At 46.9% G+C, this 25,741-nt stretch carries 18 protein-coding genes; 14 read left to right on the top strand and 4 right to left on the bottom strand.

What is annotated here, in order from left to right:
* Positions 1-179 precede the first annotated feature (179 nt).
* The 5 genes from MKY95_RS30685 (at position 180) to MKY95_RS30665 (ending at position 5,463) form a co-directional block, all read left to right on the top strand.
* Positions 180-2,243, top strand: a complete 2,064-nt coding sequence (locus MKY95_RS30685; RefSeq protein WP_155985096.1) for a molybdopterin oxidoreductase family protein — start codon at positions 180-182, stop codon at positions 2,241-2,243.
* A 340-nt stretch (positions 2,244-2,583) separates the two neighbouring features.
* Complete coding sequence (locus tag MKY95_RS30680) at positions 2,584-3,459, top strand: hypothetical protein (protein WP_036667811.1); 876 nt, start codon at positions 2,584-2,586, stop codon at positions 3,457-3,459.
* A 12-nt stretch (positions 3,460-3,471) separates the two neighbouring features.
* On the top strand, positions 3,472-3,684 hold the full coding sequence (locus tag MKY95_RS30675) for a hypothetical protein (protein ID WP_036612733.1): 213 nt from the start codon (positions 3,472-3,474) through the stop codon (positions 3,682-3,684).
* 213 nt (positions 3,685-3,897) lie between these two features.
* Complete coding sequence (locus MKY95_RS30670) at positions 3,898-4,047, top strand: hypothetical protein (protein WP_179086528.1); 150 nt, start codon at positions 3,898-3,900, stop codon at positions 4,045-4,047.
* A gap of 192 nt (positions 4,048-4,239) precedes the next feature.
* Positions 4,240-5,463, top strand: coding sequence for an MFS transporter (locus MKY95_RS30665; RefSeq protein ID WP_338709010.1), 1,224 nt, complete (start codon positions 4,240-4,242; stop codon positions 5,461-5,463).
* A gap of 67 nt (positions 5,464-5,530) precedes the next feature.
* Here MKY95_RS30665 and MKY95_RS30660 read toward each other — a convergent pair whose 3' ends face one another.
* On the bottom strand, positions 5,531-5,674 hold the full coding sequence (locus MKY95_RS30660; RefSeq protein WP_156946070.1) for a hypothetical protein: 144 nt from the start codon (positions 5,672-5,674) through the stop codon (positions 5,531-5,533).
* Between the two features lie 77 nt (positions 5,675-5,751).
* On the opposite strand from MKY95_RS30660, the gene MKY95_RS30655 reads away from it, so the two are divergent.
* The 7 genes from MKY95_RS30655 to MKY95_RS30625 all read left to right on the top strand — a co-directional run bounded on the left by MKY95_RS30655 (position 5,752) and on the right by MKY95_RS30625 (position 15,969).
* Positions 5,752-7,299 (top strand): response regulator, encoded by a 1,548-nt coding sequence (locus MKY95_RS30655; RefSeq protein ID WP_047840759.1) that lies wholly within the window; start codon positions 5,752-5,754, stop codon positions 7,297-7,299.
* A 225-nt stretch (positions 7,300-7,524) separates the two neighbouring features.
* Entirely contained in the window at positions 7,525-8,490 is a 966-nt protein-coding gene (locus MKY95_RS30650) for an ABC transporter permease subunit (RefSeq protein ID WP_017691858.1), read from the top strand.
* Between the two features lie 15 nt (positions 8,491-8,505).
* The gene (locus MKY95_RS30645) at positions 8,506-9,375 is read left to right on the top strand and encodes a carbohydrate ABC transporter permease (RefSeq protein WP_036667808.1); all 870 of its coding nucleotides are present in this window, start codon (positions 8,506-8,508) and stop codon (positions 9,373-9,375) included.
* 27 nt (positions 9,376-9,402) lie between these two features.
* Positions 9,403-11,052, top strand: coding sequence for an extracellular solute-binding protein (locus tag MKY95_RS30640; RefSeq protein ID WP_036667807.1), 1,650 nt, complete (start codon positions 9,403-9,405; stop codon positions 11,050-11,052).
* A gap of 92 nt (positions 11,053-11,144) precedes the next feature.
* Positions 11,145-12,902 carry a sensor histidine kinase gene (locus tag MKY95_RS30635; RefSeq protein WP_339195902.1) on the top strand — a complete coding sequence of 586 codons (1,758 nt, stop codon included), beginning with the start codon at positions 11,145-11,147 and terminating at the stop codon, positions 12,900-12,902.
* Positions 12,899-14,191: an ABC transporter substrate-binding protein gene (locus tag MKY95_RS30630; protein ID WP_036612715.1), complete on the top strand. Its 1,293-nt coding sequence runs from the start codon at positions 12,899-12,901 to the stop codon at positions 14,189-14,191. Before MKY95_RS30635 ends, MKY95_RS30630 begins: the two co-directional genes overlap by 4 nt.
* A gap of 197 nt (positions 14,192-14,388) precedes the next feature.
* Entirely contained in the window at positions 14,389-15,969 is a 1,581-nt protein-coding gene (locus MKY95_RS30625) for a hypothetical protein (RefSeq protein ID WP_036612713.1), read from the top strand.
* Positions 15,970-16,021: 52 nt separating this feature from the next.
* Here the strand turns inward: MKY95_RS30625 and MKY95_RS30620 are convergent, their stop codons facing one another.
* The 3 genes from MKY95_RS30620 to MKY95_RS30610 all read right to left on the bottom strand — a co-directional run bounded on the left by MKY95_RS30620 (position 16,022) and on the right by MKY95_RS30610 (position 20,598).
* Positions 16,022-17,734 carry an ABC transporter ATP-binding protein gene (locus MKY95_RS30620; RefSeq protein WP_036612711.1) on the bottom strand — a complete coding sequence of 571 codons (1,713 nt, stop codon included), beginning with the start codon at positions 17,732-17,734 and terminating at the stop codon, positions 16,022-16,024.
* Positions 17,735-17,812: 78 nt separating this feature from the next.
* A complete protein-coding gene (locus MKY95_RS30615; protein WP_036612709.1) occupies positions 17,813-18,841 on the bottom strand; it encodes an iron-hydroxamate ABC transporter substrate-binding protein in 1,029 nt (342 codons plus the stop codon).
* A 110-nt stretch (positions 18,842-18,951) separates the two neighbouring features.
* Positions 18,952-20,598 (bottom strand): AraC family transcriptional regulator, encoded by a 1,647-nt coding sequence (locus MKY95_RS30610; RefSeq protein ID WP_036612707.1) that lies wholly within the window; start codon positions 20,596-20,598, stop codon positions 18,952-18,954.
* Between the two features lie 529 nt (positions 20,599-21,127).
* Here MKY95_RS30610 and MKY95_RS30605 point away from each other — a divergent pair.
* Complete coding sequence (locus MKY95_RS30605; RefSeq protein WP_036612705.1) at positions 21,128-22,117, top strand: LacI family DNA-binding transcriptional regulator; 990 nt, start codon at positions 21,128-21,130, stop codon at positions 22,115-22,117.
* A gap of 161 nt (positions 22,118-22,278) precedes the next feature.
* The gene (locus MKY95_RS30600) at positions 22,279-25,671 is read left to right on the top strand and encodes a cellobiose phosphorylase (protein ID WP_036612703.1); all 3,393 of its coding nucleotides are present in this window, start codon (positions 22,279-22,281) and stop codon (positions 25,669-25,671) included.
* Positions 25,672-25,741 lie beyond the last annotated feature (70 nt).

Here is a 25,741-nt window from a genome sequence, read left to right as displayed (position 1 = left end):
GCCTTATTTTTAATTTACCCCTGAATTCTGAAGTTGAATCAAACTCAAAAACATTTTTTTGAAAATAATTTAAAGCCGCTATAGCGGCGAATATGAAGCAAAAACATACTGTTCTCTTTACGCGATAACCTCGAAGAAGATATGATATAGGGATAGCTTTTAAAGAGGGGAGCCTTACGATGATCGATCAGGAGAATGGTATATTTGCGGCGGTGTGCCCGCTCGACTGTCCGGATACTTGTGGTCTGTTATTACATAAAGAGAACGGCAAAATTGTGAAGGTGGCAGGCAATCCGGATCATCCCATAACCAAGGGTGCCATCTGTAATAAAGTTAGAAATATGACTGAGCGGGTGTATCACCCCGAGCGTCTACAATATCCGATGAGACGTGTAGGAGCCAAAGGTGAAGGCAAGTTTGAACGAATCAGTTGGGATGAAGCGATTCGTGAGATTACGACCAAATTCACTGCATTGTCCGAAACCTACGGCCCGGAGAGCATCCTGCCCTACAGCTTTTACGGTAACATGGGCATTCTCGGCGTAGACGGCATGGACCGACGTTTCTTCAATGCGCTTGGTGCGAGTGTACTGGAGCAGACGATCTGTAACTCTGCTGGAAATACGGGCTGGAAATATACGATGGGTGCCAACCGGGGAACGGTGCCGGAAGATACGGAGCATGCGGATCTCATCCTGGTGTGGGGCGGCAATATCGTCAGTACAAATATGCACCAGGTCGTTTTGGCGGAGAAAGCCCGTAAGAAAGGCGCCAAGATTGTCGTCATCGACGTTCATCGCAATCGTACCGCCCAATGGGGCGACTGGTTTATTCCGCTGTATCCGGGCACGGACAGCGCACTGGCGCTGGGTTTGATGCATGTGCTATTCGAACGGGGACTAACGGATGAAGCGTTTATGCAAAAGTATACGGTGGGTCATGAGGCACTGCGTGATCATGTCCGCAGTTACACCCCTGAACGTGTTGCACGCATTACGGGCGTGCCGGAGGAAACCATTGTGGAGCTGGCCGAACTATACGGCAACGCACAGGCAGCCCATATTCACATCGGCAATGGCCTCCAGCACCATGATAATGGGGGAATGAACGTGCGTAGCGTTGCATGTCTGCCTGCTATTACAGGGCAATGGCTGAAGCAAGGCGGCGGTGCCGTTCGCACCAACAGCTACGCGAGCACAAATAGCGATGCGCTCGAACGTCCGGAGCTGCGGCAGAATCCGGAGCCGCGAGTGGTGAACATGAACCGGATTGGTGAAGCGTTGCTGGAAGCAGAGCAGCCAATCCGGGCGATGATGGTCTACTGCAGCAATCCACTGGTGGTGGCACCGGATACCGAGCGGGTGGAGCGAGGTTTTGCACGGGAAGATCTATTCACGGTTGTGCATGATCTGTTCATGACGGATACGGCGAAATATGCAGATATCGTCTTGCCAGCCACATCTTCATTTGAAGCGACGGACCTGTACACCTCTTATTGGCATCAGTACGTTCATCTGCAAGAGCCGGTGATTGCACCGATTGGGGAGAGCAAGAGCAATGTGGAACTGTTCTCACTGCTTGGGCAGGCTATGGGGTACGATCCTGCAATCTTCGGAGAAACGCCGGAACAGATGATTGAGGACGCACTTCAGGGCACAGGCAACCCCTACATGAATGGGGTCACGTTGGAAGGACTGAAGGAACATCGATTCGTGAAGCTGGATATGACGCCATATGCTGCATATCTGGATCAGCTGCCCACACCTTCAGGCAAAATTGAATTGTATTCCGAGACGATGGAACAGAGAGGGCTTCCGCCGCTCCCTACCTATAGTGCTCTGGTTGAAGGATATGATGGGGAGCATCCGGCTGGACCTGCCGATACGTATCCATTGATGTTCCTGTCGCCGCCAAACCATAATTTCCTGAACTCCACCTTTGGCAATTCAGCCAAACATCAGCGTTTGGAGAAGATGCCTCTATTGCAAATGCACCCGGAGGACGCCGCTCGCAGACAGGTGGAAGACGGCGATGCCGTGATCGTATGGAATGATCGTGGACGCATCGAACTTACCGCCAAGGTAAGTGAAGCTATGTTGCCGGGAACCGTCATCAGCCAAGGCTTATGGTGGGATGGTGACGGGAAGAAGCAGCGGGCGAATTCACTGACGTCCAATCGGTTGTCGGACATGGGTAACGGTGCTACCTTCTTCTCGGCCACTGTTGAAGTGAAGCGTCAATGAGTGTGCTTGCAGCGTGATTTTTTTGAGGTAAGATGAACAACTCCAATGGCCTTTGCACTGACTGTTATGCTGTCAGAGTAAAGGCCTATTTTTATAAGAAGCTGTACTTTAAATGTGTTAAAAATAGTATACGATAGGGCGGTAGGTTCTTTGTCAGGTGTATTAATTTATTAGTTGCCTAAAGTTAAATATAAGTAAATAGACCTAATCTCCCGAAATAATGTAGTTAATTTGTATTAATATTCAAAAAAAGGGTTCCATTATATCCTCTGTATGTCATACTTGAACCAGTAAATGGATTATTTGTTGTTATCTATTTAACTTAATAAGGAGGTATATAATGAAAAGAATTGCTTTAATTACTTCTCTGACACTGATGTTAACATTAGTACTTTCAACCTTTTCTGCTAACACTTACGCTGATAATGTTGGGGTAGAAGATGATCAAATTAAAGAATTGAACTATAATTATTCTGAGCAGGACGGGTTAATTGATATTGACGCGAGCTATGAAGAGACTAAAACAGGAGAGGTAATAGATTTTAATATAAAAGAAGAAAACGGAATACGTACTGTTAAGCATTTTATAGACAATAAACTCGTAGCTGAAGCCATTTACGATATAAGTTCTGACGAAATAGTAACTACTACGGCGGATGGTGAGGTCGTTACACAAAAAGCAAGTGAAATGATTAGTGAGTCAGATGGTAATGCACTTTCTAATGAATATGATAATCAAATCACAGGAGCGGTAGAAACACAAAGCGCTGTTTTGAATGCTTCTCCAGGTTTTAACTTTGTTAAGCAAAAGTATAATACGGCTTGGAAGCAATACGGTTCTATATATCAAAAGCAATCTGTTCTGCAAGATAAGCATTATAAGCTGAATATATCCGCTGGGACTGCTATAGCAACGGTAATTACAATAATAGATATTTATTATACTAAGGGTAAGTTCACTACCTTCTTGAAGGCAATGGGGATCACGATTCTAGGAGTTACAGTTGATTCAATGATTGGTGCCATGGATGCAACTAGATATTTAACACAAGTGGAAGTCTATTCTCAGGGTATGCTAGGATTGGCCTCAGAGAGATATATAGTAAAAGCTACGTTTAATGGCAAAACAGCACAGGTGAATGATGGCGGGGATGAAAGAACTTATGATGAATTAATTGATATCGGGGTATATAATGTAGTACTCCAGAAGCTATAAAGGAATGATGATATGAAGCAATTAACCGAATACGAGGCAGCGAAGAGAGATATCATTATGTCCATTGTTTATATTATTGGTGTCTTAATATTATTTTATATGGCGTTAGAGGCCTCTTTAGTGGTGGCAATTATCATTTGTATGCCTCTTGAAATTGCTTTTATAATTAGATTAATTCATGAAGTCAAAAAGTTTAAAAAGTTAAAAAAAAATGATGCACCTTAGTGGGATTTCTGTGGGATGTATGTTAAAAATAATAAAAAATTTCTTAATGAACTAGTTATACCCTGTTGAGTAGAATTTAAGTTAAAACCTTTGCTTCCAGCGCGTATCGATATTCAGTCGGTGCGCGTTGTTTGAGTTAGGCCTAAAATTCAAATCTACGTTTCTGACATGAATATTAAATACAAGGTCATTTAATGATTTTTTTGTGAAGCCATGTTGCCGGGAACTGTCATCAGCCAAGGCTTATGGTGGGATGGTGACGGGAAGAAGCAACGGGCGAATTCACTGACGTCCAATCGGTTGTCGGACATGGGTAACGGTGCTACCTTCTTCTCGACCACTGTTGAAGTGAAGCGTCAATGAGTGTGCTTGCAGCATGATTTTTTTGAGGTAAGATGAACAAAGGCTAGAATTTGAGCAGGATTATAGTGCAATAGATGCAACACTTCATAAAACCTTCGCTCTGGCTGGTTATGGTTATGCCGTCAGGGCAAAGGTCTATTTTTTATGGCTATTTGTATGTGCAGAGGTACTAAGGAGAATGAACTAGAGATGATGAGATGGCTGGATAACTATCCAAAAGAAGTGAGAATATTTTTATTAGCAAGTCTGGTTAACGCAACCGGCAGTGCACTGATGTGGCCGCTGACCACCATGTATGTGTTTGATGAACTTGAACGAACGATGGCCAACGCCGGTTTTGTGATCCTCATTCAGTCCCTGGGTGGCATCTTTGGACAATTGCTTGGTGGTTCGTTGTACCATCGGGTGGGCGTGAAGAAGCTGATCATTGGTTCACTGGCGCTTAATGCGTTAGGTTTGTTTGCGTTGCCGTGGATTAGTGCGTATTGGGTCGTATTTATATGTGCCATGGGCTGGATTGGGCTGTTCAGTTCATTGTCGCTGCCAGCGATTCAAGCCTTTATTGGCTTCCGGTTTGCGGAGCGACGCGGTGAATTATTCAATATTATCTATGTGGCGAACAATATCGGGGTGGCGATTGGTACGGCGCTGAGTGGTTTCCTGGCTGACTTTTCCTATCACCTCAGCTTTGTACTGAACGGAGTGACCTCAGCCGGGTTTGCGATTTTCTTCTGGTATTATCTATCGCGGGTTGAACCAGATCAGGGGGAAGTGCATCTGACGAAACGCAAAACCGTTCCCGATGGGCCGGGCGTCTGGGCATTGCTGGGTAATACCCGATTATATCTGTTTATGAGCTTGGGCGTGCTCTTCCTGTTATTTGGCAACTCCATCTGGAACACAGGTGTGTCCCCGTATATCATTTCTGAGGGTATGGAAAAAAGAATGTACGGTCTGCTCTGGACCCTGAACGGGGTGCTGATCTTTGTGGGCCAACCTTTTACCAGCTGGGTGAAACGGACCATGGCCCGTACCTCCACTGCCCAGATGACGGCGAGTGCGGTATTCTATGGCATGGCCTACATTGTGATGATTACCATGTACAGCTATCCAGGCATGGTGCTTGCAATGGTACTTGCCACGTTTGGAGAGATGTTGATCTCCCCTGCAACGCCTGCCTTCATATCGGAGCATGCTGGCAGGGCGGCACCTTTTTACATCGGGATATCGGGTGGAATCGGTGCGGTTGGACGGGTTATCGGGCCCTATGCGATGGGGGTCATGTATGACAAACAGGGACTTATTCCTGTAGCGTGGCTGGCAACAGGCACAGCAGCTATTGCGGTACTTGGTTTTGTGTTGCATGCGGTGTTGAACCGTAATCGTGAGGTAAAGGAGTATGGGATGGATACGTAACGCAGTTTCGTAATTTCTTTTCCTGTACCGTACCCATACCCTGATGATATTGTAAAATGAAGCGAGGCTAACCTTCACCCCAGTAGCGGGGTGAGGGTTGTTTTGTCTTTGCAGAGACAAACTCCAATAGCTTGCCAGCGAATGATTTTTCCGATGAGATGAGCCATGAATGTTCAACAATCAGACTTGTTAGGGTGCAATTCCATGTCATTCAATGTCCTCCCCTCTATTTGTGCATAATGCCCATATAATAGAATGGAACTGGTTAAAGGCAGGAGGATGCACACGATGTACAAGGTTTTGTTGGTTGATGATGAATTTATGATCTCGGACGGGATCTCCAGTGTGGTGAACTGGTCCCGATTAGGAACAGAACTGATTGGCATTGCTCAAGATGGATTGGAAGCGCTTGCTTCAATCGAGCGGCAACGCCCGGATATCATCATCTCGGACATCCGCATGCCGGGAATGGATGGGTTACAGCTGGTTGAAGCTGTGGCAGAGAAGTATCAGCATATCTCGTTTATCATGCTCACGGGTTTTACGGAGTTCGAATATGCGAAAACGGCCATGCAGTATGGGGTGAAGCACTATTTGCTTAAGCCCTGCAGCGAGGAGCATCTTGTACAGGCTATCAGTGAATTGGTCAGTGAGAAGCGAGAGTTAACCGATCAGGAGCGTTTTGTGCAGTCGATCCAATATAATCTGGAGCGAGTACTGCCACATGCCAAGGAATATTTTCTGAAAGAGCTAGTCACGAACAGAACATACGGGGTCAAGGAATGGAAGTATTTCGAGGAATTATTCGATGTACAGTTTCAGGATCAGCGTGTGCGGTTGCTGCTGGTAGAGATTGAGGGGGATCATGAGTATTTGCACTTGTTCGCGGTGAAGAACATTGCCGAAGATATTTTTCACAATCCAATATTAAGTGCCACGGTTGGAAGGCATGTGCTATTAATTATGGAGGACAAGTTGTCTGAAACGCAGTTGTTCCATAATATCGATGAGATTCGCGCCACATTTACCCGATATTATCATGATGATCTCACGATAGCGCTAAGCGAGCCAGGAGACCTCTCGCAGGCACGCCATTTGTACATGCAGACGCTGGTTTATCTCAATTACCGCTTTTACCTCGGTGAGGGCAGTCTCATTATGGAACGGGATATTTACTCTCCCGGAGAACGCATTCTTCCTGAATTCGAATACGATCCGGAGCGGATGGTTACTGCAATCAAGGCGGGACACTGGCAGGAAGTTGGATCAGAGCTGAACCGGATGTTTCAGCTGCTTGCCAGCTTACGATACGATATATCCCAAACGAAGTCCTATCTTATTCAGATGTTTATGGAGATGATTCGACTTAGTGGTTCTGCCGAGATGAAAAGGTATATGGACCAGTTGCCAGGCATGATTGAATCCAGCACCCTGCATTCTTTTCAACAGTTTCTGCTTGCCGTCGCCAAAGAAATCACCTTGCGCCGCTATGATCAACATCGCTCCAGACAATCGCAGATGGTAGGCAGTGTGAAACAGTTGGTAGAGAAACGCTACAAGGACGAGACATTAACACTCCAGTCCATCGCTGGGGAAATATACATGAATCCAGACTACATCGGCAAAATGTTCAAAAAAGAAACTGGTGAGAAATTTACGAACTATGTGTTAAGCTACCGCATCCGTAAAGCGTTGGAGCTTCTGGAGCAGGACGGGAACTGCACTGTATCCTCGCTTGCCGAACAGACAGGCTTTGGTGCCAACTGGCCGTATTTCAGCAAAATGTTCAAGAAATACACGGGTTTCTCCCCTTCCGAGTATAAAAAAGTACCTTAAGACAGCGTTGCTGTCGCTTCCACATAGCTAATCTTTATATCCGATCTGCATCTAATCTGTGATCGGGCCCTGTATGCCATTCATCGGCAGCAGGGTCTTTTTTTGTCGGACGGAACTCGGTTTTGAACATCCATTTATCGGAAATGAGCATGGGAAGAAAAGGCGCTCGATTCTATCATTAGAAGTGTCATGTTAAGTAATGAACATCGAGTGGAGGTTGAGTGGATGGAGCTGAATCGAAGCCGGGGGATCGAACCTGGGCGTTTGAAGCCAGCTGGCAAATGGAGTTCGGTGAAAAAGGAACTTGTCCGCAACAGATACGTCTATCTGATGCTCGTTCCTGTGGTAGCCTACTATCTGATTTTCAGCTATGGGCCAATGTACGGGCTACTGATGGCATTTCAGGAATCCTACAACCCGATCAAAGGAATCTTGGCCGGCGAATGGGTTGGATTTGACAACTTCACCATGTTTTTTGAAAGTTATTATTTCTGGCGACTGATTAAGAACACACTGATTTTGAGTTTTTACAGTATTGTATTTGGTTTCCCGGCTCCGATTCTACTAGCACTGTTGCTGAATGAAGTCCGGAAGAAGTGGTTCAGAGGTGCAGTACAGACCATCAGTTATATGCCGCATTTTATTTCGGTTGTCGTCGTGGTTGGAATGTTGAAAACGTTCTCATCTCTGGACGGTGGGTTATTTAACGTCATTCGTGACTTTTTTGATCTGCAGCCGATTATGTTTTTGGCGGAAAAAGATATGTTCCGTCCGATGTACATCCTGTCCAACATATGGCAGGGCGCAGGCTGGGCCTCGATTATCTTTTTGGCAGCGCTCAGTGGTATTGATCCTCAATTGTATGAGGCTTCCAAAATTGACGGTGCAGGCCGCTGGAGACAGCTGTTACATATTACACTGCCGGGCATTATGCCCACGATTGTGATCATGTTAATTCTGCGTATGGGGGCGGTCATGAACGCGGATTTTCAGAAAATATTGCTGATGCAAACGGCACCGACCTATGAGACATCGGATGTCATATCCACCTTTGTTTATCGATCCGGTATTTTGGAGGGGAACTATACGTATTCAACCGCCATCGGACTATTTAACGGCGTCATTAATTTCGCGCTGCTCATTATCGCGAACGCGATCAGCAGAAAGCTTAACTCAACCAGTCTATGGTAATCGGAAGGTGAAGCGATGAAACAGTCTATAGGGGAACGACTTTTTGATGTATTTAATACACTGCTGCTCTTGGTGATCATGGTTTTATGCTTGTACCCGATGCTGTACGTGTTCAATTCTTCAATCAGCGACCCGGACCAGATGCTGCGTTCCCGTTCACTGATGCTCATTCCTGAAGGTTTTCAGCTGGGAGCGTACAAGTCGGTATTTCAGGATACTCGCATCTATACGGGATATATGAACACCTTGTTCTATGTTGTGGTGGGTACCGCCATTAATCTGCTCATGACTTCACTGGCTGCATATGGGCTGTCACGCGGTGATCTGATGGGCAGAAAAACGCTGATGAAATTAATTACGTTCACGATGTTCTTCGGCGGGGGTATGATTCCGACTTTTCTGCTGATTCAGAATCTGGGCATGGTGGATACCCGTTTTGCGCTTATTATTCCGGGTGCCATCAGCACGTTTTATTTCCTCATTATGAAAACAAACTTTGAGGGCATTCCGATCAGTCTGATCGAATCGGCGAAGCTTGATGGTGCCAATGACTTTCTGATTTTGTTCCGAATTGTACTGCCTTTGTCGAAACCGATCCTGGCGGTCATGATGCTGTATTATGCGGTTGACCATTGGAATGATTATGTCGGACCGATGCTCTACCTGCGTAGTCAGGAGTTGTATCCGATCCAAATTATTATGCGTGATATTCTGATCAGCAGCAGTACAGAGGCCATGGGCGCTGGCGCTGATACCGGCTTTGCCATTGGGGAGAACATCAAATATGCGACTATTATTATCTCCACGCTGCCGATTATGCTGGTATATCCGTTCATCCAACGTTATTTTGTTCAGGGCGCTCTAATCGGTGCTGTGAAACAATAAAAAATGTAATCTATGGAGGCGAATTACGTGAAAAAAAGAATGGGGTCCATCCTGTTGTCATCGCTACTTACCATATCTTTACTGGCGGGCTGTACGGGTGATAATGAACCAGGTACCGCAGAGCCAGCAGAAGGAACAGAACCTGCGGTTCAGGCGTTGACCGAGATTCCGCTACCGATTACAAGTGAGCCATTTACCATTGATTACTGGCGCGCCAATGATGCCAAACTGACAGCTTCCTTGAACAATTTTGGCGATATGGCGGCTTATAAGGAAAAGGAGAAGCTGACAGGCATAAAAGTGAAGTTCACACATCCTCCGCTTGGACAACAGCGTGACCAGTTCAATCTGCTGATCTCCACGAAGGAGCTGCCGGATGTCATTTATTATAACTGGGCGGATGCCGTTGGCGGACCGGAAAAAATGATCAAGGACGGCCGGATCATCCGGTTGAATGAATTGATCGACAGTTATGCACCAAACTTAAAGCGGATTATTGAATCCGATCCGGATGTGAAAAAGCAGATTGCACTCGACGATGGAACGATCTATATGTTCCCGCTGCTGAAGCTGGATGCATTGAAGCTGAATGCCACTTCAGGTTTAATTATGCGCCAGGACTGGCTTGATAAATTAAATCTCAAAGTACCTACCAACATTGATGAGTGGTATACGGTGCTTAAGGCATTTAAGGAACAGGACCCTAACGGCAACGGCAAGCCAGATGAGCTACCATTCACCGGAAACTGGGGACCGGGTAACCTGACCAAGCTCCATGATTTTGCCGCGGCATTTGGTGTAATTGGTGGTTTCCAGATGAATGGAGACAAGGTGGAGTTTGGACCGATTCAGCCGGGCTACCGTGATTTCTTGGAGACCATGGCCAAGTGGTACAAAGAAGGGCTGATTGATCCCGAGATCATGACCAATGACGGTAAAGCTTTCGATTACAAGGTCACCAGCAATCTGGCAGGCGCATATCAGGGTGGTGTGTTCAGCGGCATGGGGAAATACTTCAATCTGATGAGAGATACGGATCCGAACTTTAACGTGACGGGTGTACCATGGCCTGTATCTCCGGATGGAACTTCGTATGCGACATTTAATCTGGACGCTAAAGTGTTGTCTTATGGTGAGGCTATTACGGCTTCCGCAGACGAAGACAAATTAAAATATATTGTTCAGTGGATGGACTACAACTATAGCGAAGAGGGTAGTGATCTGTTCAACTTTGGTATCGAAAATGACAGCTATGTTCGTGACGGGGAAGGTGTCAAATTCACAGATACCATCATTGATAATCCGAACGGTCTAACGTATGACCAGGCACTGGCTTCCTATGCCTTATCCATTATGGACGGTCCAATCAATCAGGATAGTCGTTATCTGGATGCATTATTATTTGACGATGGACAGCGTGCGGCAAATGCGGAATGGATGAAAGCAAGCTCAGCATTAACGCTTCCTCCAATTCGTTTGTCAACAGATGAGGTGACCACAAGTACATCCATCATGAGTCAGGTGAATACGTATTTGAATGAGACGATGACTGCCATTATTAGCGGACAGAAGCCGATCACCGAATTTGACAAGATGGCCGAAACAATCAAGAGCATGGATATTGACCGGGCGATTGAGGTTCATCAGGCTGCGTATGATCGATATCAGTCCAAATAATACGTGAGAAATCGAGCGCTAAAACTTTGGGGAAACCTTCCTGTATGTGATATACCTAGTAGTATCACGTGGTTCAAAGGAGCGCTTTGGTCATGACAGCCTACCGCAAACTCAGCATCAAAATGAAAATGTTTCTGATGATTATGTTCATGATGGCGTTTGTCATCATCCTCGCGTTTGGGTCCTTGTATTATACGTACTCGGTGTATGACAAACAGCTGTTTGATAAGTCGTCCCGACTTCTGAACCTTTCTTCGTCTACAGTGGATGTTGAACTTCAGAAGTTGGAAGCGTTATCATTAAACATGATCTCCGATACGCAGATTCAAAGAGCCTTGAAGTCGTTGCTGGATGACGATAGCGCATATTCAAGCTTTATTGAACGAAAAAAGATCACGGATCGGCTATGGGAGCATATTAGTGGGGCTGCACGATATGTGCAGTCCGTTCATCTGATTGATTCCAGGGGAAGAGTCAATAAATATGGCGAGACACTGACCGTATCTCAGGAAAAATATGATCGGATGATTGCGGCTGCGGAGCAGGCCAATGGTGCAGTGCGCTGGTTATACCCGGATGACGATGACCCGATGCTGGTTATGGTGCGTCAAGTGCGAGCCTATGAACCGATGACCCTGGAACCAGTAGGCATACTGTTTCTGCGTATTAATATCGAGCGACTCGTCGAGGAGTATGCGGGCATCGATAGCCAGGACAGTGACATTATTTTAAAAGCAGGTAGTGATGTGGTGTATCCTTATCGCCAGCTTCCAGAAGCGGTGTCCGCCGGACTGAATCCACTTCCAGGCAGTGGGGGATATGAGATCAAAAATCTGAATGGGAGGGAGATATTTCTTTCCCAGAAGAAATCCGCATACACCGACTGGGTGTATTATAATATGGCCTCTTATGATGAAATTTTTGAACGCATTATATGGTTGAAAAATATACTGATCGTCGTTTATCTTATCGCCATTCTGGTTGTTCTCGCGCTTGGTATGGTGTTCGCACGAAGTCTGACAAGGCCGATCAGGCAGCTCATCAGTCAGATGAAGGAGGTTCAGTATGGGGATCTGGAGAATATAGACGCCAATCTGTCCATTCCAACGCACCAGTACATGGATGAACTGGGGTTACTACAGCGTACGTATCGACTGATGATTACACATATTAATACATTGATTAAAGAAAATTATGCAAGCCAGTTGGTCATTAAAGAAACGGAGTTCAAGGCGCTACAGGCGCAGATCAATCCCCACTTTCTGTATAATGCGCTGGATTCGATCCATTGGCTCGCCAAAAAGAACAGACAGGAGCAAATCTCCAGTATGGTGCTATCACTTGGGTATTTGCTGCGTTCCTCCATCAGCTTCAAGCAAAATATCATTACTATTGCCGAAGAGCTGGAGATCGTCAATCATTATATCACCATTCAAACCTACCGTTTCCGGCAGCGGCTGGATTTCCGTATGGATGTGCCTGCTTCTTATCTGGGGTGTGCCATTCCCAAGTTAACCCTACAGCCATTACTGGAGAATGCCATTCAATATGGTCTGGAACCACAGGTTGGATCATGTCTGATTCGAGTGTATGCCGAGATATCAGGTGGCAAGCTGGCCCTTATCGTGGAGGATCACGGTCCCGGCATGGAACCTGAATATGTGGAACAAGTGCTGCGCGGAGAAGTGAAAACCAGAGGTACAGGTATTGGTCTGCTGAATATCAGGGAGCGGGTACGTCTGGCTTTTGGCGAAGAATATGATGTTTTGCTGGAGAGCAAGCCGGGGCTTGGAACGAGAGTAACGGTGCTGCTGCCACCCCCATCACCAGGTAAGGAGGAGAGGCTATGAGAAGATTATGGCGAACCATAGGCATGATCTGTCTTATGCTGACTCTTCCTGGCTGCGTGAACCAGTTGGATCAAAGGCCAGGCATGATTGTGGACGAAGAGCCGATAACGCTGCGAATCGCATGGTGGGGCGGGGAGTTCCGCAACAATGCAACGATAGCTGTTATTAACCTGTATGAGAAGTTGAATCCACATGTAAACATTGAATACGAATATAGCAGTTTCAACGAATACTGGAGAAAACTTGCCCCACATGCAGCAGGCAATGCGTTGCCCGACATTATCCAGATGGACATCTCCTATCTGTCCCAGTACAGTTCGCTGCAACTGTTGGAGGATATGACACCGTACATGCAGAGTGGGCTAATCGACACGACATATATTGAGAAGGAACAGCTGGAGAGTGGTAGCCTGAATGGAAAAACCTATGGTCTCAGTTTGGGGGTTAACGCCATGCTCAGTATCTATGATCCGGAAGTGTTGAAGGCCAATGATATTGAATTGCCAACGGATACGTGGACATGGGCGGATTTTGACCGGATGGGCGAGCAATTGCTGGGGAAAGGCATCTATTTGGGAACCTATTTCACGCCGGAACAGTTTTTCGCGTATTACTTGAGACAGTACGGTTCCAAGCTGTACGCCGAGGATGGCGAGAGGTTGGGTTATGAGGATGATGGACTGTTTATTGATTACTTTGGCAGGATGCAGCAGCTCGCGGAGAAAAAGCTTATTTTTGCACCGGATATCTGGACATCCGACATTGGCAAACCCGACAACGACCCGTTTTATCTGGGAGAGGCTTTGTTTAGCTGGGGGTATTCCAACCAATTTATCAGTACCGCTCAGCGTTATGGCAAACCCTTAACCATATCCCCGATGCCTGGGCCAAATAGCCAGGATGGGTTGTACTTGAAACCAGGCATGTTTTTCTCCATGGCGGGCAATTCCAGGCATAAGGAGGAAGCTGCCAAGTTCATCAACTTTTTTGTGAATGATTTGGATGCCAATCTGCTGCTCAAAGGAGAGCGGGGGGTGCCTGTCTCATCCAGTGTCAAAGAGCGGATGAAACTGGTGGTTGAACCGGAACTGGCGCAGGTGTTTGACTATATTGATTGGGTTGCGGATAACAGCACTCAGATGGACCCGCCTGATCCTGTAGGTGCGCCAGAGGTCACTGCGGTGTTACGTGAGTTGTACGATCTCTTGTTGTTTGGCAAAATTACGCCTGAGCAGGCGGCGAAGGATTTCCGTGAGCGGGCGAACGCCATTCTGGGTGGGAAGTTATAAGAATGGACTAGATCATATATGTATTTAATGGACTTGGGGCTGTTGTCGTTCACAAGCTCAACCTTCATTCTACTCGGGTGAGGGTTTTTGTTATGGAATGGTGTATATTTCCTCTAGTATAATGAAAATGGGTAGTTGTCCTATCTGTAGATTAGATAGATTCTATCCATATATTAATGGATGAGGAGTGTCAGGACATGTCCATACATCAGATAGGTCACAAGGTGTCTTTTGCCGATATGAAAACGAAGTTGCCTCAGGAGAGCTGGATGTACACTCAGAATGAAGCGCACAACGGTGAATTTGAAGCCGAGGAAGTATGGTTACATTCTGGTGATCTTCATATCAGTGAACTGTTGTTGGATGAAGGACCTTTTTTGATCTTGGTTGAAGGAAATCTGACAGTGGATCGTTATATTGGAAATACAAGTTCCGACGCGGCCAGTTCAAATCTGGTTGTACTTGGGAATCTCATAACGCCCTATATGATCGTGGGTGGGCAGGAAATATATATTACAGGTAATCTCTATGTGGAGGATATGTTCTGGGGGGATTATAACCATGGAGAATTGACAGTGAGAGGGAATGTAGAAGGTGGATTGCTGGTAAGTACCGATCAATATACGATTCAGGTTCAAGGACAGCGTAATGTGAAGCGTCAGCTTGAAGAATGGGAGGATCTCGGACCATGGCGGGGCTTTGACATGTTGGCGTTATTGGTTCCTGAATGTGTGATTGATGAAGATACAGAGCCGTTTCCTTGGCGAGAAGAAATGTTAAAGAGGCTGCAGCAAGGACAACCTGTAATCAACCGAAAGTACATTCATGCTGATGAATCAGAGCCAGATGTGCCGGATTGGTTCGAAGATCATCGAATTACCGCTGAGAACATAGAGCGTCTTACTCATCCATCTTTGTTGCCTGTAAGAGAGGAGGATGAGTTACTGAACAGCTATGAATTTTGGTTGGACGAGCAATTTTGCCGAGTATCGGTCTATGGAGATGAGTATACGGAGGGGTATTTCCGCAGTCTGTATTTTCAGGATGACCACAATTGTGCATTGTTGCTTAAGATGGAGCCATCAGATCAAGGTTCCAACTCTCCTGATAAACATCTCGTACAACCGGGTGAACCTGTCTGGATGATCTCAGGAGCATATCGTTATCTAAACAATGAGAAGTCGGAATGGAACGTATTTTCGGAGAACTCACCTGCTGATATTCAGCAGTTAAGCGAGCAAGGATGGAGCACCTTGTTGCAGTCTGTATCGAATTATCAGTATGCCCGTTCCTTAATTTCGCACCAACTGATCCACGATTTATTAGCACTGCCTGTCGTGGAGCCATATGACGATTATTATGATGATGATCGGCACGGGCTGTGGATTGGAGAGTTATATTATGCATTTCGACAAGCAGGTCAGATGTCTGATGGTGTTCCCCAGCCAGCTATGCTACGTATTGGAAGAGAGTATGTGGATGCTCAAGGGGAGACGCAGGTGGAGAAATACTATTATACCCTGCACCAACATGCGGACGGCTCGGAAAGTGTGTTGATCGAATACTCGGCTCAGAAGGACGAGGATGAGGAAGAAGAATCGGTGTTGCTTGAACTTCATTATATAGGCGGCTCTCAATTACTACATGCCGTTCAATTGCTCGAACGTGGACGCCAAGTGCTCATTCAAGCAAATGAGGACTTACTGAATGGGGAGCCGCCGTACGCTGCTGAATCATTTGCGAAGCGATTCTGGAAATCAAAAGGATACCTGAAATGAATAAAACAACCTTCACCTCTAGTTTTGAGGGAAGGTTGTTTTGTCGTTGTATTTACCCAAACTGGGCTTGATGTAGTCGGCTGTACGAGCCTTTACGTGCGAGCAGTTCTTCATGGCTTCCTTGTTCAGCGACACTGCCGTTCTCCACCACCACGATACGATCGGCGTGTCTAATGGTCGCCAGTCGATGGGCAATCACCAATGTCGTACGGCCTTGAGCCAGCTCGGACAACGCCAGTTGAATGGCAGCTTCCGTCTCGGTATCAAGGGCAGAAGTGGCTTCATCCAGAATGAGAATGGGCGGGTTTTTCAGGATCATTCTTGCGATGGATAAACGTTGCTTCTGTCCGCCGGACAATTTCACGCCACGTTCACCGATCATGGTATCGAGTCCATCTGGCTGGGACTGTACCAGCTCTTCCAGTTGGGCCCTGCGAATGGCTTGCCAGATTTCTTCATCGGAAGCATTCAGTTTGCCGTATGCAATATTTTCTCGAATCGTTCCATCAAACAGGAAAATATCCTGCTGCACAATCCCAATATGGGAGCGCAGTGATTCCAGTGTCATGTCCTTCACCGGAATGCCATCAATGGAGATATGTCCTGCATCCACATCGTAGAAACGTGGGATCAGACTGCATAACGTCGTTTTACCTCCGCCCGAAGGTCCAACCAAAGCAACCGTCTGGCCTGCTTGAATATCCAGATTAACCTGAGACAGCGTAGGTTTGTGTTCTCCATAAGAAAAGGTAACGTTATGGAAAGCAATATCACCTTTGACATCCGGAATCGGTTTTGCCTGGGGTGTATCTTCTACATCCGGTACGGCCTCAAGCAACTCCAGGTAACGTCTGAATCCGGCGATGCCTTTGGGGTACGTCTCGATGACGGAGTTAATCTTCTCGATCGGTCCAAGGAATACATTGGATAACATCACAAAAGCGATGAATTCCCCGTAGGTCATACTGCCTTGAATGACAAACCAGGTTCCACATACCAGTACAAACAGGGATACAAATTTCATCAGAATGAAGCTAAGTGAAGAGTTCCAAGCCATAATGCGGTAGGTGATCAGTTTAGTGAGTCTGAAACGTTCGTTGTTCTCGACGAAACGTCCTACTTCATGTTTTTCATTGGCAAAAGCTTGTACCACACGGATGCCGCTCACATTGTTCTCGACCCGTGCATTATAATCGGCGATATCCGCAAACATGCGCTTGAACGCCTTGGACATTTTGCGACTGAAATACAGCGACAGATAGATCATCAGCGGCACAATGATGAACGTCATCACAGCGAGCTGCCAGTTGATCCCCAACATAATCCCGAAAGCTCCGGCGAGTGTCATGAGGGCAATGAACAGGTCCTCGGGTCCATGATGCGCAATCTCACCAATATCCATCAGATCGTTGGTCATGCGGGAGACCAGATGCCCGGTCTTATTGTTATCGAAGAAGCGGAAGGACTGCTTCTGAACACGCTGGAACAGTTCACGCCGCATATCGGATTCGATGTTAATGCCGAGCTTGTGGCCCCAATAGGTCACTGCATAATGGAAAAAGGAACTGAGCAGGTAGATGCCGAGCAACCCGACACACGCCGCTAAGATCATGGACCAATTGCCAGCCGGAAGCAGTTGATCGACCACCCGGTTCACGGCAAGTGGAAAGGCCAGCTCCAGCAGAGCGGCAGCGATGGCACAGGAGAAGTCCAAGATAAAGAGTCTTTTGTAAGGACGATAATAAGACATAAAACGGCGAAGCATATGTAAGTCCTCCTCGATATCACACAAATGCCCGAGCAGGATCATTAGCCTGTCCGGACACCTGTATTCATGCTTATGTTATTTGCGGTTTTGCTCTGCACGTTCTACGATCATATCGGCGAATTCCTCAGCCTGACCTTGAATCGCAATCGGGTCGAAGTACCAGTAACGGTCTTCCAACAATTCGTACACCTGATTGTTTTTCACAGCCGGCAGGGATTGCCAGATGGAATCACCTTGGTAATTTTTAGTGTTCTCTCCAACGGTTAAGAAGATATGATCCCCTGCATAATCACCAACAACTTCACGCGAAATTTCTTTCCATTGGGTATCACCCATCAGTTCTTTTTTGGTGATTTCGAGTGGGGCAAGTTGCAAAGCACTGTAAACCGCTTGTCCTCCTCGACCAAAATTGTCTCCATATCCATAATAACTCTTGTCGGATACTTCAAGGATGGAGAAGGTTTCCTCCGGTTTAATGACTGTTTTCACCTTAGCGCGAGCGGCTTCAATCCGTTCATCGTACGTTTTCAGCCATGCTTCGGCTTCTTCGGATTTGTTCATCAGCTCCCCGAATCCCCGGATTTCATCATATACATTGGTGAATGTACCATAAGGAATCACTACGGTAGGTGCGATTTTTTGATAACTCTCAATTTCGCTGGCCTGATCAGAGTAGGTAATGATCAGATCCGGGTTCATGGCAATGACTTTCTCCATGGATACCGCCGCTCGATCACCGATACTTTCGATGCCCTCCACCTGATCTGCATAGAACGGGTTTTCCAAATAATATTGAACAGCACCAACGGGTTTCACACCCAGTGCGAGCAGATCACTTACGTACATATCGGTAACGATTCGTTTCGGTTCAGCCGGAATCTCAACATCCCCGCTTAATGACTTGTAGATCCGTGTAGCGTTTGAATTGTCTGAACCGGACGACGTGTCTGTGTTCGTCTCGGAAGAGGCTGTTGTTGTTTCGGTTCCCGCTGCCGATGTCTGTTCAGTGGCAGTCGAGCCTGTTCTGCTGCTACATGCAGCCAGAATCATAATGATGGCGAGCATAAGCAGCAAGCCGGAAAAGCGTTTTTTTGCAGCAAACATATTTGTGTTCCCCCTGTGTATAATCAATAATGATTATTATTCTCATTAATAACATAGAGGAAGATGTGATATTTGTACATGGACAACTATGATCACTACTGCATGGACAATTATGATGTGAGATGACGCATGATATGCTGCAACTGCTCCATAACGGACAAGGGATCAAATCCATAGAACATGTCGGCATCAATCTCGTATACACGTCCTTCACGAACGGCGGAGAGGGTACCCCAAGATTCCTGATTTAGCAAGTTATCCAGCATTTCTCGTTCGGCAGGTTCCTCAGGGAAGGCGACAAACATGTGATCTGCGGCATACAAGTGAATCTCGGACAACGGAACATGAACGTACCCCGTAAGTAACTGTCCATCCTGCTCCATACGTGAGGGTGGAGTGAAGCCCAGCGATTGATACAGTACATGAGAAGCTCTGCCCCAGCCATGACCATAGATATAAGCCCCTTCATCTCCAATCATAAACATGCAAACGGCGGACCCTCGTGTTCCTTCCATCTGTTGGTCCAACGTATGATTGGCTTCTTGCTCAAGTTGATGATATTGATCTAACAACGCTTGTGCATTGGACTCAAGCCCGGTAATTCGACCCAAAAGAAGAAGCTGCTCCTGCCAATCGAGTTCCTCAAAAGGCATCAGAATGGTCGGTGCGATCAGACGTAGTTCATCGGAAGCGGGATGCGGTGCATACCCGATAATGACATCAGGCTGAGCGTGTGCAATCAGATCCGTATGTCTAACCAGCTCATATTCGGAATGTCGCTCAAATGGTTCATGACCATCATGATCATGTTCCCCCAGTTTTTCTTCCATCCAGCTGGCGACGGCGCCCATGTGGGGAGTATGGCCCAGTGCCAGAAGTGAGGCTGTATAATTGTAAGTCAAAGATACAATCTTCTTGGGCATTTTTCGGTAGTGTGTTGGTGCTGATCCAACCATCTGTTTGAATTTGCGGCTCAGATAGAAGGTGTCCCTGTAGCCTGTCAGTTGTGCAATTTCCTGTAGCGTAGGGTTCGCGAACAACAGATGTTCTTGAGCCATCCTGATTCTGAGACGGGTCACATATTCAACAAACGTAAGACCTGTATGTTTCTTGAACTCCCGTGAAAAATGCTCAGGACTCACATTTGCATCCCTAGCCAATTGTTCGCGGGTCAGCGGATGGGTATACATCTGATGGATATGTCTAAGCACGGCATCAAGCCAGGAGTGATCTTCATGAGCATAATGAGTCACATGATCCCGCAAAATATCCAGTAACTCATAGAAAAGCATATGTGGCCTAAAGGGGCTGGAATCACGGCCTGCCGTACTGGCTTGAACCAGCTCTACTGCCCTGTCGGTGAGAGTACGACTCGCAATGGGAACTGGTATCCCGAACGGCCAGAACAGCTGTTCATTTTCAGTGGAATCAAAAGCAATAGCAATGCCCTGTACTGGCGACAGGGAGCCGCGTTTGTTCTCGTGCTGAAGCAGGGTTCCAGCTTGTCGAACGACTGCAGAGCCTGCATTTAATGTCAGTTTACCCTCTGCACTGATCAGCCTGGCCTGGCCAGCAGTAATGACGTATAACACATGAAGAGTGCTCCACATCTCATCTATGCGGGAGAATGCCTCGCGGTCGTGAAGCTGCACCAGATGGCACAGCTTGAAGAGGGCAACAGGTACGGACTGAATCTTCTGCAAGGAAATGGGACGGGACAGCGATTTTTTATGGTAAATAGGCTTGGAAATATTCATTTGATAACTGTCTCCTTACATAAGTCAGCAGGGACAGTATTCGTCTCATGCCCCTGGTGTACTGGCGTAATTCTCGGATCTCGACTATTATGCAGTATATACTATAAACGGAGTGACGTGGATGGACAGATTGAACAAATCAACTTTTTATTTGAAAAATAGATAAAGTGGTTGAAATCGCTATCAACACCGACTATAATGAAAATGTCGAAACGTTTCAATCTGGCGTTTACTGCCAGTTTCATTGTATTAGGCACGAACTGTTTATAGAGCGCCAGATTGAAAGACGTGTCATGACCATCACTAATGGTATGGATTGGAACGGGACGCATTCAACCGTGGCCCCATAAGGATGGGAACGAGGATTTTTTTTGAGAACACCTCGAAACGTTTCGATTGACATCCATCGCTATGATATGTATAAAGATTAATAAACGATAATGAAGGATTTAGTGGTTGTTCTAACCATGTATCGTATAGAATGTAGATAACCTTGAATTTGTTTTAGTTTAGAAGGAGCGAACGTGGAATGGCAACGATTAAGGATGTGGCAAAGCTGGCAGGTGTAGCACTCTCGACTGCTTCCTATGCGCTGAGCGGGGATAGCAAGGTTAGTGCCAAGACCAAGGCTAAAGTGCTTGAGGCAGCACGAGAACTGAATTACCGCAAGAACGGCTTTGCCATGGACCTGAAACGGAGCCGGACAAACACGATAGCTTTGATCTTGACCGATCTGTCGGGCCCATATTACTCGGAATTGATCCGTAGTGTACAGGATGTAGCCCTCGCGAACGGGTATGACCTGATTGCGTGCAGCTCCATGGGTGGACGGGATTCAACGGCAGTGCGATTTTTGCGTGAAAAAAGAGTAGATGGAGCCATCATTCTGGCGCATAACATCCATGATGATATTCTGGTGGAATCTGCCGGTCATCGTTTTCCGATCATTGTGATGGATCGTCAACTGTCGAGCGACCACCTGGTCAACGTGCTGGTGGATGGAGAGCAGGGCGGTTACCTTGCTACCCGCCACCTGATTCAGGCAGGACATCAGAAGATTGCTTATATCAGTGGTCCATCCAACTCGTATGACAACGCGCTCCGTTACCAAGGGTATCTGCGAGCGATGCGGGAAGCGGGGCTTGAAGAAAAGTCCAAATGGCGTCTGAACGGTAATTTTGTACGTGAGGGCGGATACAGTGCAACCAAAATGATGATCATGCAGGGCGAGCTTCCCTCAGCGGTATTTTACGGTAACGATGAGATGGCGATTGGTGGCTTGAAAGCATTGGAAGAGCGTGGTGTATCGGTGCCGAATGATATTTCTGTGATCGGTTTTGATGATATTCAGTTGTCCGAATATGTGCATCCACCGCTGACAACGATACGCCAGCCGAAGCATGAAGCCGGGTCGCTCGCCGGACATCTGTTATTCCAGATGCTCAATGGCGAAGCGGTTGACCCTTCATATACGTTAACGATTAATATGATCGAGCGAAGCTCTGTACGTTCGGTTTAGACCGAGTCTGAACAACAAAGAACTGCCTGCATGCTGAAGTGAAAGTTTAATGATGGGGTTATCGTCCGGACGGGCTGTAAAAAGCCGGTTTGAAGAGGCCCCTATTCTTTTTCAGATTTATCGAAACGTTTCGATTTTAACTAATTCAAGGAGTGAACCTTATGACAACGATGATTAATGAACCGATCCGGTTAAGTGCCGGAGAGTTATCCTTTACCTTTTTGAACAGTGGCGACCTATACCAGGCTACATCCGGTACAACGATGTTAAACCAGTTGCTCAGCAACCAGATTGATGGATCATTGAACAACCTGTATCTGCGTGTACATGAGGGAGAGAATATCAGCTCGTTCCCGTTGCTCGGTGTACATTCGAACAGCAAGGTGATTACAAGCAAGGCACAATCCAGCAACCAGTTGATCTGGGAGGGAACAGTCCAGCTGGAAGGTAGCGAAAAAGGCATTGGCTATCAGGTCGTATTTACGGCTACACCTCAAGGTGTATGGTTCTGGGATGTGAAGCTCACAGGACAACAACATAACGTAGACGTGGTATACGGACAGGATGTTGGGCTTGCAGATCCAGGTGCGGTACGCAGCAATGAAGCTTATCTGTCACAATACATTGACCATACGGTGTTTGAAGATGAAGCGAAAGGTTATGTGGTGTGTTCCCGTCAAAACCAGCCTCAGGGCGGCGTATTTCCTTATATGCAACAAGGTTCCATGACCAAAGCAGTCGGTTACTCCACAGATGGATTCCAATTCTTCGGTCTGTCGTACAAGGAAACGAATCAACCAGAGAGCTTGAATCGCCCAACGCTGGCGAATGAGACGTATCAGTATGAATTTGCCTACACGGCGCTGCAATCTGAACTGCTGAATCTGAACGGAGAAGCACAGGTAGTCTTTTATGGACTAGCGAAGCCTAATCATGCCGAAGGAATCTCTGCACTGGAATTCGGAGATGAAGTTACAGCAGCATGGAATGAAGTACAGGCTCTGACTGTGGAAAACGGCGATACGTTGGAACAGGTGAAACTGTCCTCCTTCCTGGGTGAACCACTGGTTACGCTTGATCTGACACAAGATGAGATTCATGATCTGTTCCCTGATCGTCATCAGGAAGAGCACAGCGGTGAGAAACTGTTATCCTTCTTCACAGGCAGCTATGAACATATCGTTCTGAAAGCAAAAGAATTGCTCGTAGAGCGTCCGCACGGTCACATATTGATGAGTGGTGGCAACGTGCAACTTGGAGCACAGGTTATTACGACAACATCGTATATGTACGGTATTTTTAACTCACAACTCGTTATTGGTAACACCAATTTTAATAAAATGATCAGTAATGCTCGCAATGCATTAAACGTGCCGAAAACGGCGGGACAACGCATTTATGTGGAAATGGACGGACAATATCGTCTGCTGACGATGCCTTCCCTGTTCGAGATTGGCTTCAACTATGTACGTTGGATCTACAAAACGGAATCCGATACGATCATCGTGACGAACTATACAGGGGCACATACTACCGAAGTGAGCATGAACGTACGCTCCACAAGTGGCACAGCATACCGTTACCTGGTAACAAACCAGATTACGATGAATGTGAATGAATACGAGTATCCACTGCATATGACGCAGGATGGCGATACTTTGATCTTCAAGGCTGATCCACAAGCGATTAGTGCAGGGACGTACCCAGATCTGCAATACCGCATGTTGGTGGATGGCGCAGCTGTGAATGTAGGGGACGAAACGTTGCTGGCAAGTGGTATCCGCAGTGGTTCCGCATCACTGGTTACGCTTAGTCTGGAAGCAAGTGCTGAATGGACGCTGAAGGTACAAGGGGTATTGGAAGGCCAAGCGGACAGCGGAGTGGTAGCAGGTTCAAGTCTTACGTTTGAAGAGGAAGTGCAGGCATACCGCGAGTTCTTCGCAGGTGTGATGAACGGGTTCCGTTTGTCCCGTGGCGAAGGTCAGAGTGCAGAGGATCTGTTCAAAGTAAATGCGCTGGCTTGGTGGTACACCCACAACATGCTGGTTCACTACTCCGTGCCTCACGGTTTGGAGCAGTATGGCGGCGCGGCTTGGGGTACACGGGATGTGTGCCAAGGTCCGGTGGAGTACTTTATGGCTACGCAAAAATATGAGCAAGTTCGCGATATCATCAAAATGGTCTACACTCACCAATACGAAGATGATGGCAACTGGCCGCAATGGTTCATGTTTGATAAATACTTTGCGATTCAACAGGAAGAGAGCCATGGCGATATCATCGTATGGCCGTTGAAAGTATTGGCGGACTACCTGACAGCGACTCGCGACTATGCAATCCTGGATGAGAAAGTACCTTATACCGTCAAGCATAGCTTCGGGTTCACGGAAGAGACGGCAACTGTACTGGATCACGCGAAAAAAGAGATTGAATATATCCGTTCGCACTTCCTGCACGATACGTTCCTGTCTTCCTACGGCGATGGTGACTGGGATGATACGCTCCAACCAGCCAATGCACAGTTGAAGCAATACATGGTGAGCAGTTGGACGGTGGCATTGACGTATCAGTCCGTGAATGTGCTCTCGCAAGCGCTGAAATTCAAGGATGCGGACTTTGCACAGGAGCTTGACATGCTGGCTCAAGGCATCCGTGAGGACTTTAACCGTTACATGCTGGGCACAGATGTGATTCCAGGTTTTGTATACATGGAAGAAGCGGACCAAGCGAAGCTGATGCTTCATCCAACAGACACAGAGACAGGCATTCAATATCGACTGTTGCCAATGACGCGCAGCATGATCGGTGAATTGCTGAATGCGGAGCAAGCAGAATCGCATTATGCCTTGATCCGTGAGCAGTTCCTATGCCCGGATGGCGTGCGTCTGATGAATCGTCCAGCTCAATATGCTGGTGGTGTAAGCACACACTTCAAACGTGCAGAGCAAGCGTCCAACTTCGGACGTGAGATTGGTTTGCAATATGTGCACGCCCATATCCGTTACGTGGAAGCGATGGCGAAGCTGGGTAAGACAGATCAGGTGTGGAATGGTCTCGCGATGATCAACCCGGTTGGTATCGGCGAGGTTGTACCTAACGCGGAGATTCGCCAAGCGAACTCATACTTCAGTAGTTCGGACGGTAAGTTTAATACGCGTTACGAGGCACAGGAGCATTTTGACCAGCTTCGTAAAGGGACTGTACAAGTGAAAGGCGGATGGAGAATCTACTCCAGCGGCCCTGGAATCTACATGAACCAGCTGATCTCCAATGCGCTTGGCATTCGTCAAGAGGGCGGCGATCTGGTCATTGACCCGGTATTGCCAGCTGAGCTGAACGGCATGCAATTCGAATTCGAGTATGCGGGTGAGCCAGTGACGTTCATTTATCACTTGAACGAAGGTGCTGTGAGCCGTGTAGCGGTGAATGGCAAAGACATTCGTACTGAGCGTACAGCGAACCGTTACCGTCAAGGCGGAGTAAGCATCTCACTGGATGAGTTCAGACAAGCACGCAGTGCAACTGAGCGTACGGTTGTTGATATCTATATGTAATTTCATAGCATGATGTACACCAAGGTCATCCTCCTTTAATCAAGGCGGGATGGCCTTTTTGGCATATGCT

It is taken from the genome of Paenibacillus sp. FSL P4-0176 (assembly GCF_037975265.1).
GTDB classification, from domain to species: Bacteria; Bacillota; Bacilli; order Paenibacillales; family Paenibacillaceae; genus Paenibacillus; species Paenibacillus amylolyticus.
This window is presented reverse-complemented; position numbering and strand designations above follow the sequence as displayed.